General features: G+C 36.3%; 12 protein-coding genes. 6 read left to right on the plus strand and 6 right to left on the minus strand.

Annotation, left to right across the window (positions count from 1 at the left end):
• Positions 1–8: 8 nt before the first annotated feature.
• The 4 genes from L1967_RS01585 to pdxA form a co-directional block, all read right to left on the minus strand.
• Positions 9–1,004 carry a beta-ketoacyl-ACP synthase III gene (locus tag L1967_RS01585; RefSeq protein ID WP_249599964.1) on the minus strand — a complete coding sequence of 332 codons (996 nt, stop codon included), beginning with the start codon at positions 1,002–1,004 and terminating at the stop codon, positions 9–11.
• A gap of 179 nt (positions 1,005–1,183) precedes the next feature.
• Positions 1,184–1,381: a 50S ribosomal protein L32 gene (gene rpmF / locus L1967_RS01590; protein WP_013073983.1), complete on the minus strand. Its 198-nt coding sequence runs from the start codon at positions 1,379–1,381 to the stop codon at positions 1,184–1,186.
• A gap of 13 nt (positions 1,382–1,394) precedes the next feature.
• On the minus strand, positions 1,395–1,928 hold the full coding sequence (locus L1967_RS01595) for a YceD family protein (protein WP_249599965.1): 534 nt from the start codon (positions 1,926–1,928) through the stop codon (positions 1,395–1,397).
• Positions 1,929–2,023: 95 nt separating this feature from the next.
• Positions 2,024–3,070, minus strand: coding sequence for a 4-hydroxythreonine-4-phosphate dehydrogenase PdxA (pdxA, locus tag L1967_RS01600; RefSeq protein WP_249599966.1), 1,047 nt, complete (start codon positions 3,068–3,070; stop codon positions 2,024–2,026).
• 59 nt (positions 3,071–3,129) lie between these two features.
• Here pdxA and L1967_RS01605 point away from each other — a divergent pair, with 59 nt between their 5' ends.
• Positions 3,130–3,717, plus strand: coding sequence for a riboflavin synthase (locus L1967_RS01605; RefSeq protein WP_249599967.1), 588 nt, complete (start codon positions 3,130–3,132; stop codon positions 3,715–3,717).
• A gap of 505 nt (positions 3,718–4,222) precedes the next feature.
• On the opposite strand, the gene L1967_RS01610 is transcribed toward L1967_RS01605, so the two are convergent.
• Together L1967_RS01610 and L1967_RS01615 are read right to left on the minus strand one after the other, a co-directional pair.
• Complete coding sequence (locus tag L1967_RS01610) at positions 4,223–5,566, minus strand: sensor histidine kinase (RefSeq protein WP_249599968.1); 1,344 nt, start codon at positions 5,564–5,566, stop codon at positions 4,223–4,225.
• Entirely contained in the window at positions 5,556–6,902 is a 1,347-nt protein-coding gene (locus L1967_RS01615) for a sigma-54-dependent transcriptional regulator (RefSeq protein WP_249599969.1), read from the minus strand. Before L1967_RS01615 ends, L1967_RS01610 begins: the two co-directional genes overlap by 11 nt.
• Positions 6,903–7,163: 261 nt before the next feature.
• On the opposite strand from L1967_RS01615, the gene L1967_RS01620 reads away from it, so the two are divergent.
• The 5 genes from L1967_RS01620 (at position 7,164) to L1967_RS01640 (ending at position 16,530) form a co-directional block, all read left to right on the plus strand.
• Entirely contained in the window at positions 7,164–8,417 is a 1,254-nt protein-coding gene (locus tag L1967_RS01620) for an efflux RND transporter periplasmic adaptor subunit (RefSeq protein ID WP_249599970.1), read from the plus strand.
• Positions 8,418–8,462: 45 nt separating this feature from the next.
• A complete protein-coding gene (locus tag L1967_RS01625; protein ID WP_084842275.1) occupies positions 8,463–9,152 on the plus strand; it encodes an ABC transporter ATP-binding protein in 690 nt (229 codons plus the stop codon).
• Between the two features lie 124 nt (positions 9,153–9,276).
• Positions 9,277–11,649 (plus strand): ABC transporter permease, encoded by a 2,373-nt coding sequence (locus L1967_RS01630; RefSeq protein WP_249599971.1) that lies wholly within the window; start codon positions 9,277–9,279, stop codon positions 11,647–11,649.
• A 62-nt stretch (positions 11,650–11,711) separates the two neighbouring features.
• Complete coding sequence (locus L1967_RS01635) at positions 11,712–14,084, plus strand: ABC transporter permease (protein WP_249599972.1); 2,373 nt, start codon at positions 11,712–11,714, stop codon at positions 14,082–14,084.
• Between the two features lie 4 nt (positions 14,085–14,088).
• Entirely contained in the window at positions 14,089–16,530 is a 2,442-nt protein-coding gene (locus L1967_RS01640) for an ABC transporter permease (RefSeq protein WP_249599973.1), read from the plus strand.

Raw genomic sequence — 16,530 nt, forward strand, 5'->3', positions numbered from 1 at the left:
GGTGTTATTTAAGAATTATAAGCCCATTTAAGATATGTAGCTCCCCAAGTGAAACCACCTCCAAATGAAGCAAATATTAGATTATCTCCTTTTTTAAATTTTTTCTCGTAATCGCTAAGTAATAAAGGTAAAGTTGCAGAAGTGGTATTACCATATCTTTCGATATTCATCAATACTTTTTCGTCTTCTACACCCATTCTACTGGCAGTGGCCCCAATAATTCTTTTATTTGCCTGGTGTGCAATTAACCAATCTACATCTTGATTTGTAAGATGATTACGTTCCATAATCTGAGCGCTTACTCCAGACATATTAGAGACGGCATATTTAAATACCGTTTTACCATCTTGCTTTACGTAATGCAGTTTTTTAGCTATGGTTTCTTCAGAAGGAGGTAAAAGTGAGCCTCCTGCTTCGATTCTTAAAGAATCCCTACCAATAGAGTCGCTACGCAAAATCTCATCCTGTAAGCCATAACCTTCTTCGTTGGGCTCCATTAATACAGCACCGGCACCATCACCAAAAATTATACAGGTCGTACGATCTGTATAATCGATAATTGAAGACATTTTATCTGCCCCTATCACCAATACTTTTTTATATCTACCCGATTCTATATATGCAGCGCCTGTAGACATCGCATATAAAAAGCCTGAACAAGCTGCCTGCAAATCGTAAGAAAAGGCATTTATTGCTCCAATTTGTGAAGCTACATGAACTCCTGTCGCAGCCACCGGCATATCCGGGGTTGCTGAAGCAAGAATAACCATGTCTATTTCTTTAGGATCTAAACCTGTTTTATTGATAAGATCGTTAGCTGCCTGAATCCCCAAATATGAAGTTCCTTTATTGGGGTCTTTTAAAATTCTTCTTTCCTTAATTCCAGTTCGGGTAGTAATCCATTCGTCATTGGTTTCTACCATCTCTTCCAACATCTTGTTGGTTAACACATCTTCTGGCACATAGCCACCTACAGCTGTTATGGCTGCTGTGATTTTATTCATAGAATTGAATTTATACACCTTGTTTGCAGCTCGTTAGTGTACAAACAATTTGAGAAATGTACTAAAATTTCTGTAAACAGGGGTGCAAATTAAGGTCTTTTTGGGACTTAATCAACTAAAAACAAAAAACTCCCACGTTGTGAGAGTTTCTGTATATTTCTTTGAAGCCCTAATCAAAATTAAGCTTCTACTTCCTCTGTGTTATCAATTAACACCTGACCACGGTAATATAATTTACCCTCATGCCAGTGAGCTCTGTGATATAAATGTGCCTCACCAGTGGTAGGATCTATACCAATTTGTGGTGCAGTTGCTTTATAATGAGTTCTTCTTTTATCCCTTCTGGTTTTAGATATCTTTCTCTTTGGATGTGCCATGGCTTACTATTATTTAATCGTTTAGTAAATTTTTTAATTTATCCCATCGGGGATCTATATCGTCCCCATCTTTCTTTTCTTTATTGCCTAAGCTTAGTTCCTCCAGTTTATCCAACACATCAGATTTTAACGTCCCGTCTTCAACGCCGGGATGAATCTTTTTTGCTGGTACTGCAAGAACAATAAGTTCGTAAATATATTGTTGTACGTTGATCTCGAACTCCCCATGCGGAATGATAAGTAAATCTTCGTTATCATCATTAAACTCTTCCCCAAACTTGATCACTAAGAATAAACTACTTTCTATTGGCTGATCATAAGGCTCGTTTGTGATATCACAATTTACATTTACCGTCCCGGAAGCTTTAAACGTAAGCTCCATCATGGTTGTCTTTTTCTCGAATAACAGATCGATTTTTACATCGGCACTGTTAAACTCATCGTACTCAAAATGCTCAAAGAACTCATTGTCAACCTCGTACTCAAACTGGTGTTTCCCAAGCTTTAACCCCACAAAAGGGATCGTATAGGCTTTCATTTTCCTCATTTCGTCCTCAGTTTTGAGTTTTCGCCCTTTTACAAAGGCGGCTGCAAAGATAAAAAATAAAATCAACTAAAAGCTTTTTATAAACAATTTTTTGTTTATATCTTTTTGCTCTGCTTTTTTAGCGGGTTTCTTGTGAGTTTTTTATATTCTTCTCTGCATTTATAAATATCAATTGCTTTAAAAACAGCTTCTTTAAAGGAATTAATATTAGCAGAATTTGTACCCGCAATTTCAAAAGCGGTACCATGATCGGGTGAGGTCCTTACCTTACTTAATCCTGCTGTAAAATTAACCCCCTGCCCAAAGGATAGTGTTTTAAAAGGTATTAATCCCTGATCGTGATAGGAAGCAATTACGGCATCAAAATTCTTATAATTTTTTGATCCGAAAAAGCTATCTGCAGAAAATGGACCAAAAACCAACTCTCCGCTTTCACGAATTTCGTTTAAAGTTGGTTTTAAAACTTCTTCATCTTCTTTGCCTATGACGCCATTATCACCACTATGAGGATTAATACCTAACACAGCGATTTTTGGTTTCTGAATTCTAAAATCCTGCCTAAGCGTATGCTGAATAATAGCAATTTTCTTTTTTATTAATTCCGGAGTAATCACATTGGCTATATCTTTTAAAGCTACATGATCTGTGAATAATCCTACTTTAAGGTTATCGGTAATCATAAACATAAGGCTCTCCCCCTGTAGTTCTTTCGCCAAGTAATCAGTATGACCCGGAAAATTGAATTTATCTGATTGGATGGTATGCTTATTAATGGGCGCCGTAACCAACGCATCAATTTCATCTTTCTTTAAAGCTTCTGTAGCAGCTTCTAAAGATTTAAAAGCATACTCCCCAACTTTAGGATCTTCTTCCCCAAAATTAATCGTCACACTTTCTTTCCAAACATTTACAATATTTACTTTTCCATCGATCGCATGTTCTGCACTATCGATTCCTTGAAAGTTAATTGCCAGTTTATATTTTTTCTTTAAAAAAGTGATAATCTTGGTTGAAGCAAAAATTACAGGAGTACAAAAGTCCAGCATTCTGGAATCATCAAAAGTCTTCAGTACAATTTCGCTTCCAATTCCATTCAAGTCACCTATACTAATTCCTACTTTTATCTTTTTAGGATGTTTCATACTTCCTTCGAATATATATTTTACTTTTACATACAAATGTAACCAATATTATAGAATCCATGTTTACCGGTATTGTAGAAGAAGTAGGAAAAATAAGGAAATTAGTTAGAGAAAATACTAATCTTCATATAGAGGTAGAAGCAGCAATGACACCCGAATTAAAAATTGACCAGAGTGTTTCCCACAATGGCGTATGTTTAACAGTGGTTTCTATTAAAGATCATAGCTATACCGTTACGGCCATTCAGGAAACATTAAACAAAACTAACTTAAATCACCTGGCTGAAGGTGACCATGTGAATCTGGAACGAGGAATGAAACTTGGAGACCGACTTGATGGCCATATTGTACAGGGACATGTAGACCAGACCGCAAAATGTATAGAGGTTAAAGATATCGATGGCAGCTGGCAATTCACTTTTGAATATGACCCTTCGCTAAATAACATTACAATAGAAAAAGGGTCTATCACCATAAACGGCGTAAGCCTAACGGTTGTTAATTCTGAAAGAAATTCATTCTCTGTAGCAATTATCCCTTATACTTTTGAAAACACTACGTTTAAGCAAATAGAAAATGGGACAATCGTAAACCTCGAATTTGATGTTATTGGAAAATACGTAAAAAGAATTACTGAACTTTCTTAGAGTAAGATCTAAAAATATAAGTTACTCCAATAAATAATCCTCCGACCAAAAGAAAACTTAGATTGGAATCAATGGGTACATTTCTACCAGGTGGGGGCGGTAGGCCGTCATCTTCTGCTGCCTTTCCTGGATTAGGTGGATCTGAACCATCGTTAGCAAAAACCGGATTGGTTGTAATACTAAAAAGAAGTATGGTTAGTATTAAAAATCTCTTTTTCATATAACTTTTCCTACAGCACAATTTAATTTTAAAAGTATCGACCTAAAACTTCTTGTTAATAAATTAACGTAAAACTCTTTGTAAAGGTTTTAAATTTTTCGCTAAATTATCTATAATCAATGATTAAAACAGAATTTTTCGTTGAATATCACTAATTATCGCTTAAAACAAACTATTTCGATTTCGTAACACTTTTTACTCGTATTAATAGGAAATTATTTACAGGTATAAGACGTATCTCTATGATTCGAATAGAAGCTGATAAGGACTAAATACACTTTTATTTTAAAACAAAAGACTTATCGACGTCCCTTTATGTTCTTCACTATGAATTTGGATTTTCCCTTTATGCAACATCATAATTTGCTTACATAAACTTAAGCCGATACCACTACCATTCTTTTTGGTGGTAAAGAAAGGAACAAATATGGTTTCCTGAATTTCTGGCGGAATACCATTACCATTGTCAATTACTTTTATAATTGTGTAACCGTCTGTAGTGGATTTAGCGGTCACATAAATTTCTGGGTTTTCAATATCCTGTAACGCATCCCGTGCATTTACAATTAAATTAATTAGCACCTGTTCGATAAGATAACTGTCGATTTTCACCTGTAATTGTGAATTAGAAAGATCGAAGTTTAACATTATATCCTTAGCTGCTAAAGAAGGCTTCATTAATCGTTCTATCGATGCAAAAAGATCTTCTACAAAAACATTGTTACGATTAATATGAGTCACCTTATTTAGGCTACGGTAGGTTTTCGCGAATTTCATTAAACCTTCACTCCGCTTTTTAATACTTCCAATCGCTTCATTTAAATCTAAAATATCTAAAGTATTTTCTTCGGGATTTTTAAGGTTTTCTCTTACCTGATATTGCAACGTATCGGCCAGCGAAGAAATTGGCGCGATAGAATTCATAATCTCGTGCGTCATTACACTCAATAATTTCTTCCAGGCTTCAGATTCGTTTTGATTTAAGGTTTCATCAATATTTTGTAGTAAAATGATCTTAAACGAATGTTCATTTTCATAAAAAACCGTTTCAGAAACCAAAACTTTTAGCTTTTCGCCATTTACTTTGATGCTTATTGAACTCCCGGTAAGATGACTCATTTCAAAAATAGTCTCGAATAATTCCGGTTTTCGGCTTTTTAGAAACTTAATATTTTTAAAGGAAGGAATACTTAGTGTTTTCTTGATTGCTTCGTTTGCCCAAAGAACATCTCCGTTTTTTTGATTATAAGAAATGATCCCAACATCTACCATTTCTAATATTTTCTGAAGATAAAGATACTGTGCCTCTTTATTCGAGTTGATCTCTCTAATTTTGTCATTAATCAGATTAAAACCTTTATGAAGGCGTGCCAGGTCTTCAGGAGCACCTTTGCTTACAAAGCGTCTTGAAAAATCGTTGTATTTAACCGATTCAAAAAAATCGTCCATCGCATTAAAACGACGGGTTATAAATTTATACAGGTTATAAAATAATATTAAGGATAGGATAGCTCCTAAAACAAGCAATACCATTTGGTGTAGACTAATTCCGAAAGCTACGGCAGTTAAAGCCCCCGTTAAAATCACCAATCTTAGCAAAAGACCTAAACTGTACCTTTTATAAGTCATATTTATTGAGTCTGCGATACAAAGCTGCCCTGGTAATCCCTAATTCTTTAGCCGATTTGGAAATATTTCCTTTATTTTTTTCGATAACTTTTAAAATCGTTTGTTTTTCTACCGTTTCAAGATTTGTTTCCTGAATTCCGTTTGCTGCTGGTATCGATTTTTCTAATCCTGAAAAAACTAAATCTTCAGCAGCCAGGGTATCACCATCAGCCATAATCACGGCCCTTTCCAACACATACTGGAGCTCCCGAACATTCCCCGGAAAAGAATGTGATTTCAGCTTACTAAAGAAATCTTTATCGAATGAAAATGGTGCTTTAAAGTATTTTTCAGCATATAAATCGGTAAAATATCGGCTAAGTAGGGTTATATCGGTACCACGCTCCCGAAGTGGTGGCACCATAAGGTCTACCGTATTAATACGGTAAATTAAATCTTTTCTAAACGTATTTTCATCAGCAAGATCACTCAGCTCTAAATTTGTAGCGCAAATTAACCGAATATCAATAGGAATACTTTCGTTGGATCCTAGCGGAGTAATGGTTCGGTTTTGTAAAACCGTAAGCAATCTTGCCTGTTGGCGTAAACTAATATTCCCTATTTCATCTAGAAAAAGTGTACCGCCGTTGGCCGCTTCAAAACGTCCTTTTCGATCTTCACGCGCATCGGTAAATGCTCCTTTTTTATATCCAAAAAGTTCACTTTCAAACAAACTCTCCGTCAGTGCACCCACATCTACTTTTACGAATGGCTTATTCTTCCGAAGGGATTGATCGTGTACCGCTCGGGCAACCAAATCTTTACCGGTCCCATTTTCACCCAAGATCAACACATTCGCATCTGTAGGCGCTACTTTTTTAAGTTTTTCAAATACCAGCTGCATTTCTTCACTTTCGCCAATAATTTTATTTCCGGCAGCAGTAGGTCTGGATAGTTGCGGTTTTACTGACTTTTTTTCAACCAGCGATTTTAAGGCCTCAATCATTTTTTGATTTTTCCAGGGCTTTACCAAAAAATCTGAAGCTCCTTTTTTTAAAGAACGTATCGCCAAATCAATATCGGCATAAGCCGTAATTAAAATAACATCTACCTTTTTATCGATCTGCTTAATCTTATTCAGCCAAAAAATTCCTTCATTACCAGTATTTACCACTCCGTTAAAATTCATATCCAGAATAATGACATCAAATTTTTCCTGTTCTAAAAGAGCGGCGATATTATTCGGATTCTTTTCGGTAACGACTTTGTTTGCCAACGATTTCAGCATAATCCGTAATGCAGTTAACACATCGGGATCATCATCTATAACCAGTATGTTCGCATTCTTCAATTGCATACCTACAATATTACGACTTTCTATTACCTATAAATAAAAATGACTTTAGAAATTTAATCCTGCTCGAATTTGTTTTGTTTTCGAACAGATAGTGTCTTAAAAACGAACACTTTTCCTTCTGCATAAAAATTTAAATGATTTAAATTCAGACACTTACGATTTTGGCATCATTATAACATAGTTTTAAGAGCATGTGAAAATTTTCAATCTAGAAAAACAATACAAATAATAACCAATATCAATTAGACAACATCAATCAAAATGGATATACCTATAGAAAAAAAACGATTTACTCCTAAGAAAATAGCCATGATTATTGGTATTATACTTTTAGTGGGGCTTATCGTTTTTGTATTACTCTCCTCAAGTGGTAGCACCCGACTTAATGTTGAAAAAGAACGAATTAGTATAAGCAGCGTTAAAAAAGACATTTTTCAGGAGAACATTCCGGTTAACGGAGTAGTGATGCCTATTACCACCATTTACCTGGATGCTTTAGAAGGTGGTCGTGTAGAGGAAAAATTTGTTGAGGACGGCGCAATGATGAAAAAAGGAGAGCCTATCCTTAGATTATCGAATACCGATTTAGAGTTGAGTTTAGTGAATCAGGAAACCCAGGTTTATAATCTGCTTACACAAATGCAGCGCACACAAAATGCGTCTCGGGAGAATACGATTGGTAAGCTCAATCAACTAACTGAAGTAAAAAGCAGTCTTAGAGAAGCGGAAAGAAGATATAAACTGAATAAAAAACTATTTGAAAAAGGTGCGGTTGCTGAACAGGAATATCTGGAAACCAAAAACAATTACAATTATCAAAAAGACCGTTTAGCCTTAACCGAAAGAGTGCTACAGCAGGATTCTATTTCATCTAAACAAGAAAATGTACAGGCAAGAGAATCTTACGAAAAAACAAGAAAAGCCTTAGAATTAATGCGTAAAAAAGTTGAAGACCTTATCGTAAGAGCCCCGGTAGATGGGCAGCTGACTTCCTTAGATGCTGAAATTGGTCAGTCTAAATCTAAAGGTGAACGCCTGGGACAAATCGACGTGATTAGCGGTTATAAAGTGCGTGTAGATGTAGATGAGCATTATATTTCCCGAATTTACGCCGGGCAGCAGGGAAGTTTTAATTTCGACGGAAAAAGTTATACGCTGGAAATAAAGAAAGTCTATACTCAGGTGGCAAACGGAAGGTTTCAGGTAGATATGACCTTTCTGGAAGACGCTCCACAAAAAATTAGAAGAGGGCAAACACTGCAAATCCGGGTAGCATTGAGCCAGGAAAAAGAAGCTGTGCTTATTCCTAAGGGAGGGTTTTTTCAGGAAACCGGCGGGAACTGGATCTTTAAGTTAAGTGAAGACGGCAGTATTGCTTATAAAACCGATATTCAGTTAGGCAGCCAAAACACCGAATATTACGAAGTACTTTCAGGTTTAGAACCGGGCGACCGGGTCATTACCTCAAGCTACAGCAATTATGAAGATATTCAGGAGCTGGTGCTAAAAGACTAAATTCCATACTTTTAAACATAATTATTAAGGACTAATACATTCATCATGATAAAAATAACAGATCTCGAAAAGTTTTACCGTACAGACGAAGTACAGACCATTGCTATTAATAAGCTTTCTTTTGAAGTAAAAGAAGGAGAATTCGTCTCGGTTATGGGGCCATCGGGTTGCGGAAAATCAACATTGCTTAATATTTTAGGGCTTCTTGATGATCCTGATGGCGGCAGCTATATTTTTAATGGGATCGAAGTTGCCGGATTTAATGAGCGTAAAAGAGCGAATCTTAGAAAACACAATATTGGTTTTGTTTTCCAGAGCTTTAACCTTATCGATGAGCTTAGCGTTTTCGAAAATGTAGAGCTGCCATTAATTTATACAGGCGTAAAACCAGCAGAACGTAAAGAACGGGTGCATGAAGTTTTAGAGAAAATGCAAATTATGCACCGCCGCAAGCATTTCCCGCAACAATTATCTGGCGGGCAACAACAACGTGTAGCCGTTGCCCGTGCCGTAGTAAATAACCCTAAGCTTATTCTTGCCGATGAGCCTACCGGAAACCTGGATAGCAGCAATGGTAACGAGGTTATGGATTTATTAACCGAGCTCAACGCTGCCGGAACCACCATCATCATGGTTACTCACAGCGAACACGACGCAAAGTACAGTCATCGAATCATCAGAATGTTAGACGGACAAAAAGTAACCGAAAATATACTCGCAGAATACCAACACTAGACATTTTAAGGGGTCATTCATCAATCATCTAATCTCTTATCATCAAAAGAGAATATTTTAAGCTGGGATCAACATTTTTAAAAATTCTAGGGGTATACATCAATCGTTATTCAAAACAAAAATTATGTTTAAAATTCATCTAAAATCGGCCTGGAGAAACCTTTGGAAATCCAAGTTTTATAATGGACTAAGTTTGCTGGGCTTATCACTGGGCCTTTGTGTGGCCATCTTTATCGCCGTATGGATTAAAGCCGAATTAAATTATAACAAAATTGGTGATTCATCACATATTTATAGAGTTTCCAGTATCTTAAGCAGTGGCGAAAATTCGCAAACATGGGGAAGCTCTGTTGGCCCGGTAGCATATTACGCCAAAACCGAAATTCCAGAGGTTGAAAACGCAACTAGAATAATGGATTTTAATGGTTACCGAATTTTTAGTACCTCATCAAACAAATTCGAAGCCAGAGGTGGGGCTTTTATTGATCCTGAATTTTTCAATGTCTTTAACCTGAAGTTTATCGATGGAAATTCATCCGCTCCTTTTTCAGGCAATAATTCGGTTATCATTACAAAAAAAGCAGCCCTAAAATATTTTGGAACTATAGAAGCTATGGGCAAAACCATCGCTGCCGATTATAAAGATAATTTTACCGTAACCGGAATCATTGAAGATATTCCGAAAAATTCAAGTTTAGATTACGAGCTGTTTTTCCCAATGTTGATTTTTTCTGAAAACTACGACGGTACAGGTTATTGGAAATCAATGAACAGTGATTGGGGAAACTTCAATTTTGTAACCTATTTAAAGCTTCAGAAAGATGCTTCCGAAGAAAAAGTGATTCAAAAACTTACAAAAATACAGCAAGCTAAAGATCCCAATGCTCATCTAAGTGGCGAAAAAGATTCGTATTACCTCCAGCCTATTCAGCAAATGAATCTTTACAGTTATGGTGGTGATCCAACACGTATTAAAACAGTTCGCATTTTTGGGATTGTTTTAGTGCTTATCCTCTCTATCGCTTGTATAAACTATGTGAACCTTAATACGGCAAGATCTATACAAAGAGCCAAAGAGGTTAGTTTACGTAAACTTATTGGGGCAGACAGGAGTCAACTTTTTATACAATTTATTATTGAGTCGTGTATTTTCTTTTTATTAGCGATTGTCTTAGCAATGGGGCTAATCTATTTATTAGCCCCTTATTTTAATCAGGTTGCAGGAAAAGATATCCATTTTAATTTTCTTGAGCCCGAATTATGGGGAATGATCGGGGTGGTGTTTGTTTCCACCTTAGTCGCCTCTTCCATTTACCCGGCAGTCTTATTATCTTCATTTAAGCCGCTAGAAGCTATTAAAGGAAATGTGATCACTGGTGTTGGCGCAGGAACATTTAGAAAGGTATTGGTTTGCCTTCAGTTTTCATTTTCAGTAATCCTTATCATTAGCACTATTATTATTGGGAAACAACTGGATTTTATTACCAGTAAAAATCCCGGGTACGATCGCTCGCAAGTGCTTAACTTTTATATGTCTTCTAAAATGCGCTCTCATAAAGAAGCTATTGTAAATCAAGTTGAAAATTTGCCCAATATCGCCGGGGTTTCCTTTAGCAACAGTAACATCGTAAATAATGGAATGACTACCGGAGATACCAATTGGGATGGCAAAGATCCACAAAGCGATTTTATCGTGCATCCTATTGGTATAAACAAAGATTTTATCCCAATGATGAAAATGCAGCTTTTGGCAGGGGAAAATTTTAAAGGTCGTGCTGAAGATTCTTTACATTTTATACTGAATGAAACGGCCGTTAAACAAGCCGGAATTAAAAATCCTATTGGCAAAAGCTTCGAACTTTGGGACACTAAAGGCATCATTACAGGAGTAGTAAAAGATTTCAATTTTACTTCCATGAAAAATCAAATTCAACCCGCAGTGATGTATTATGACCCTGACCCATATCGTATGTACATAAAAACAACAGATGGTGATATTTCTGCAAGTATGGTGGCTATTGAAGAAATTTGGAATACCTATAATCCTGGTTTTCCATTTAATTATTCCTTTTTGGATAAACAATACGAAACCATGTATCGCGATGATATCAGAACAGGAAAGCTGTTTAAAATATTCTCGATTTTGGCCATTTTCGTTTCTTGCCTGGGACTCTTTGGGCTAAGCACGTATACCGCACAACTTAAAAAACGAGAAATAGGGATCCGCAAAGTTTTAGGCGCTTCAGTAGCACAAATTACTACGCTACTTTCCAAAGACTTTTTAAAATTGATTGCCATTTCATGCATTATCGCTATCCCAGTTGGCTGGTATTTAATGCAATTCTGGCTACAAAATTTTGCTTATAAAACGAATCTCGATTGGTGGGTTTTTGCCGGTGCTGGGATACTAACGTTATTCATCGCATTACTAACGATTAGCTCACAAGCTATTAAAGCAGCCATAACAAACCCTGTGAAATCACTAAGAACAGAATAAGGCCTAAACCTCACAGGGGTTAAAAACCCGTGAGGTAGGCAACCCAATAAAATTAAAAAGCAATGCTAAAAAACTATATCAAAATCGCCTGGCGCAACATCTGGAAAAATAAAGCTTTTTCGGTAATTAATATTGGTGGACTCGCTGTAGGTATGGCAAGTGCAATTCTCATATTGATTTGGATTGAAAATGAATTAAGTTATGATCGATTTCATGAAAATGGGAAAAATATTTATAAACTCTACAATCGAGATACCTTTGATGGTGAAAACTGGGCTTGGGGTAACACACCTAAAATTCTGGGAAAAACAATAAAGGAAGATTATCCTGAAGTATCCCATGTAGCCAGAGTTGATCCTAATGAGGATCTTTGGCTAAAAGTAGGTAATAAAAAGTTTAAAACTACAGGAATCATAACCGATGTAGATTTTTTACAAATGTTTTCATTTCCGTTATATGACAGTGATGAATCTTCCATATTAAAAGATCCTTCAGGAATTGTTATTACTCAGAAATTAGCAAAGAAATTATTTGATGATAATGATGCCATGGGACAAACCATTCAGGTAGAGCAATCCCATGTATATAAAGTAGCTGGAATTCTCAAAGATTTACCAAACAACACTCGTTTTAACTTTGATTTTATCTTACCGTGGAATTATATGAAAGTTAACGGTTGGGACGATAGTTACTGGGGAAATAATTCTGTACAAACTTTTGTGCAATTAAAACCGCACGTCTCACAAGTTGATTTTGACAAGCATATAAAAGAAATCACTATAAATCATACCAAAGAAAGTGCCCATCCATCCAGTACCGAAGTTTTTAGCTGGCCGCTAGAAAAGTTATGGCTTTATTCAAAAAGTGAAAATGGAAAATTAGTGGCAGGAAAAATAATTACCGTTAGATTATTTAGTGTTATTGCCATTTTTATTCTACTTATTGCTTGTATCAATTTTATGAATTTAAGTACCGCTCGTAGTGAAAAAAGAGCCAAAGAAGTAGGGATCCGTAAAGTTGTAGGAGCACAAAAAAGAAATCTTATTTTGCAGTTTACAGGAGAAAGTATTCTAATTACTTTTTTTGCAGGTATTTTAGCTTTACTTCTTGTATTTAGTTTCCTTAATCCCTTTAATCAATTAGTAAATAAGTCACTACATATTGATTATACCAATTTCACATTTTGGTTACTAATTATCGGGTTCATTTTATTCACAGGACTCTTAGCAGGCTGTTATCCTGCATTTTACCTGTCTTCCTTTCAGCCTGCTAAAGTTTTAAAAGGCAAAATTAGTAGCATAAAAGATATCATCATGCCACGTAAAATACTTGTTGTTTCTCAATTTACTTTTGCTATTCTGCTTATAACATGTACTATCATTATTAACCGCCAAATTAACTATGCGCAACAACGAGATACAGGTTATGTAAAGGAAAATTTAATTTATACCATTTTAGATGATAATATTAGGAGCAATTACCTATCGATTAAAAATGAGTTACTACAAAGTAATGCTGTAGTCGCAGTAACCAAAACCCTTAGTCCAATTACAGAGCAATATAGTGATAGTTGGGGGTTTAGTTGGAACGGAAGCACCGAAGCCGATCATGATACAGGCTTTACTATTATGAGCGCCGATACCGATTTTACAAAATCTACAGGAACCAAAATTATTGCTGGCAGAGATATCGATATTAATACTTACCCTTCAGACAGTACCGCTATTTTATTAAATGAAACGGCTGTTGAAAAAATGAGATTGAAAAACCCTATAGGAGCTATTGTTAGTGATAGCAACACAAATTGGAAAGTTGTTGGGGTTATACAGGATTTTATAATTCAATCTCCTTACGAACCTATCCAACCCATGATGATCTGTGGCCCTTCTCGTTGGTTTGGGGTGATGCATATGAAATTGAACTCTAAAAACAGTATAAGCGAAAACCTTGCGACCGCTGAAAAAATCTTTAAAAAATTTAATCAAGATTATCCTTTTGAATATCATTTTGTCGATGAAAAATATGCTAATAAATTTGAATCTGAAAAACGTACCGCCTCTTTATCAGCTCTTTTTGCAGGCCTAACCATATTTATATCCTGTCTTGGGTTATTTGGTTTAGCAACCTATATGGTACATAGTAGAATCCAAGAAATTGGAATACGAAAAGTATTAGGTGCCAATATCGCCCAGCTTGTAACTCTTTTATCTTCTAATTTTTTACAATTGGTACTTATTTCGTTTTTTATTGCCTCTCCAATCGCATGGTACGCAATGAGCAGGTGGCTAAACAACTACACCTATAATATAGGCGTCGAGTGGTGGGTTTTTGCTCTTGTAGGAATAGTAATCATCTTTATCACTTTACTAACCGTAAGTTCACAAGCCATTAAAGCAGCTCTGTCAAATCCGGTAAAAAACATCAAAACAGAATAAAGCCATGTTCAAAAACTATATCAAAATCGCCTGGCGGAATATCTGGAACTCAAAGATCTTTTCTGCAATCAATATCATTAGTCTTGCGATAGGTTTTAGTGCCTCTTTTGTTATAGGCTTAATGGTTTATTATGATTTCACCTTTGATGATTTTCATAAAAATGCTAACAACATCTACAGGATCAAGACGGTTTTTAATTCACCTGAGGGAACCTACGGTAACGCAGGTGTTAGCATCCCGTTGCATCAGGTTGTAAAAGAAGAGATCGCTGATGTGGAGCAGGCTACCACTTTGTATACCGGAAGTTTTATTAATGTGAAGAATACCGAAAATGGCATTATTTTTAAAGAACCCGAATATACCGTATTTACAGATCCGGAGTATTTTGATGTTTTTCAATACAATTGGCTTGCAGGCTCCCCTCAAACTTCACTAGGTGGACCCAATAAAGTCGTGCTTACTCAAGCCCGGGCTGAAAAGTATTTTCCAAATATCCCTGCAGAGAACTTAATAGGAAAACAACTGGTATATAACGATTCTATCCTTGTGGAAGTGAGTGGAATTGTAGCGAATTTTACCAAAAGAACAGATTTTATTTTTGAAGAATTCTTCTCTTTAGAAACGGCAAAGGCAACCGACATGTCCGATCAGGTTTTCAATGATAATTGGGGAAGCACCAGTAACAGTTCACAGTTATTTGTAAGGATAAATAAAAAGACCCCTTACGTTTTACAAAAGAAACTGAATGATATTGCAGCGGCACACGAGTCTGACTACAACAAACAAATGAATATTCAACGTCTTTTCAAACTGCAACCCCTTAAGGAGCTCCATTTTGATCAGGAATTAGGGATTTTCAGCTTTACAGAATATACTTCAAACAAATCTGCAATCTGGGGTCTTTCTATAATAGCCGTTTTTCTGCTGCTTTTGGGTTGTGTTAATTTTATAAACCTCAATACGGCTCAGGCAACGCAACGTGCCAAGGAAATAGGAATACGAAAGACTTTGGGAAGCTCTAAAAAGCAATTGGTAATGCAGTTTATGGGCGAAACTCTGGTTTTAACGATCTTATCTGCAATAATTTCTATTTTATTGTCCTACTGGCTTTTAAAAGTTTTTTCAGATTTTATACCAGCAGGCCTATCATTCTCGGTTTTTAAAGAACCTCTTGTCCTTGTTTGTGGTGTACTTCTTATTTTATTCGTTACGCTCCTTTCTGGAGTTTACCCCTCTATTGTACTTACCCGTTTTAAACCGGTACGCGTATTAAAAAATCAGGTGACTACAGCGCCGGGTAAGGCAGGTTTAAGAAAGTTTCTTACTGTCTTTCAGTTCACCATTGCGCAAGGATTTCTTATTGCAACTTTACTGGTGAGCAAACAAACACGGTTTTTGATGCAATCCGACATGGGTTTTAGAACCCAGGCCATAGGTTATGTGCAAGCGCCATGGTCCTACAGGGGTTTTGATAAGAACCTGGTGCTGTATAATAAACTTAAACGTATTCCTGCCATAGATAAGATCAGTATGGGGGGCATGCCACCGGCCTCTAACAGCACGCATTCTTCTGGTGTAAATTTTATGAATGGGGATCGGGAAATTAATACCGAGATTGAATTTTTGTATGGCGATTCAGCTTATCTTAACATTTATGAAATTCCATTATTGGCTGGTAGGCTCCCATTAAACGATACCATTAAAGAATTAGTCATTAACGAAACGGCCTTGAATGCCTTAGGATTTCAAGATTCCGAAAAGGCCCTAGGGCAAATTTTAAAAGTAGAAGATGATTATAGGATCGTAGGGGTGATGAAAGATTTTAATCAGCGTTCGTTAAGATCTGGCATTAATCCTATGGCGCTTACCGGCGATACCTACCGTAAGGATTGGCCTAGGTTTAGGGATATCCACATAATGCTGCCCAGCGCAGGTTCTGGGCAATTACAAAATACCATTACACAAATAGAAAAAGCTTATAACGAGGTGTTCCCGGGAGAGAATTTTGAAATGCATTTTGTAGACGAATCCATCAAAAGGTTCTATCAAAGTGAAAGCCGGCTTTCGACTCTTCTTAATTGGGCAATGGGGCTTTCGATCCTTATTTGTAGCCTGGGATTGCTGGGACTGGTACTTTATACTATAAATCGAAGAACCAAAGAAATAGGAATCCGAAAGGTTCTTGGGGCTTCGCTGGCACAGCTTAATCTATTGCTTTGTAAAGATTTCCTTGTGCTGGTACTTATTGCTTTTGTGATCGCTGCTCCTATCGCAGGCTGGCTCCTAAATGAATGGTTACAGGATTTTGCCTATAGAACCGAACTTTCCTGGTGGGTCTTTGCCCTTAGTGCCATCGGAATGTTAGTTTTTTCCACCATCCTGATAAGTTTTAGAACCATCAAAACTGCTCTAAAAAACCCTGTAAACTCTTTAAGAACCGAATAG

Origin of the sequence: Zunongwangia pacifica (assembly GCF_023499215.1) — a bacterium.
GTDB lineage: Bacteria > Bacteroidota > Bacteroidia > Flavobacteriales > Flavobacteriaceae > Zunongwangia > Zunongwangia pacifica.

Coding starts and splice junctions, on each gene's coding strand:
- L1967_RS01585 (WP_249599964.1), bottom strand. CDS start 1,004: ATGAATAAAATCACAGCAGCCATAACAGCTGTAGGTGGCTATGTGCCA.
- rpmF (WP_013073983.1), bottom strand. CDS start 1,381: ATGGCACATCCAAAGAGAAAGATATCTAAAACCAGAAGGGATAAAAGA.
- L1967_RS01595 (WP_249599965.1), bottom strand. CDS start 1,928: ATGAGGAAAATGAAAGCCTATACGATCCCTTTTGTGGGGTTAAAGCTT.
- pdxA (WP_249599966.1), bottom strand. CDS start 3,070: ATGAAACATCCTAAAAAGATAAAAGTAGGAATTAGTATAGGTGACTTG.
- L1967_RS01605 (WP_249599967.1), top strand. CDS start 3,130: ATGTTTACCGGTATTGTAGAAGAAGTAGGAAAAATAAGGAAATTAGTT.
- L1967_RS01610 (WP_249599968.1), bottom strand. CDS start 5,566: ATGACTTATAAAAGGTACAGTTTAGGTCTTTTGCTAAGATTGGTGATT.
- L1967_RS01615 (WP_249599969.1), bottom strand. CDS start 6,902: ATGCAATTGAAGAATGCGAACATACTGGTTATAGATGATGATCCCGAT.
- L1967_RS01620 (WP_249599970.1), top strand. CDS start 7,164: ATGGATATACCTATAGAAAAAAAACGATTTACTCCTAAGAAAATAGCC.
- L1967_RS01625 (WP_084842275.1), top strand. CDS start 8,463: ATGATAAAAATAACAGATCTCGAAAAGTTTTACCGTACAGACGAAGTA.
- L1967_RS01630 (WP_249599971.1), top strand. CDS start 9,277: ATGTTTAAAATTCATCTAAAATCGGCCTGGAGAAACCTTTGGAAATCC.
- L1967_RS01635 (WP_249599972.1), top strand. CDS start 11,712: ATGCTAAAAAACTATATCAAAATCGCCTGGCGCAACATCTGGAAAAAT.
- L1967_RS01640 (WP_249599973.1), top strand. CDS start 14,089: ATGTTCAAAAACTATATCAAAATCGCCTGGCGGAATATCTGGAACTCA.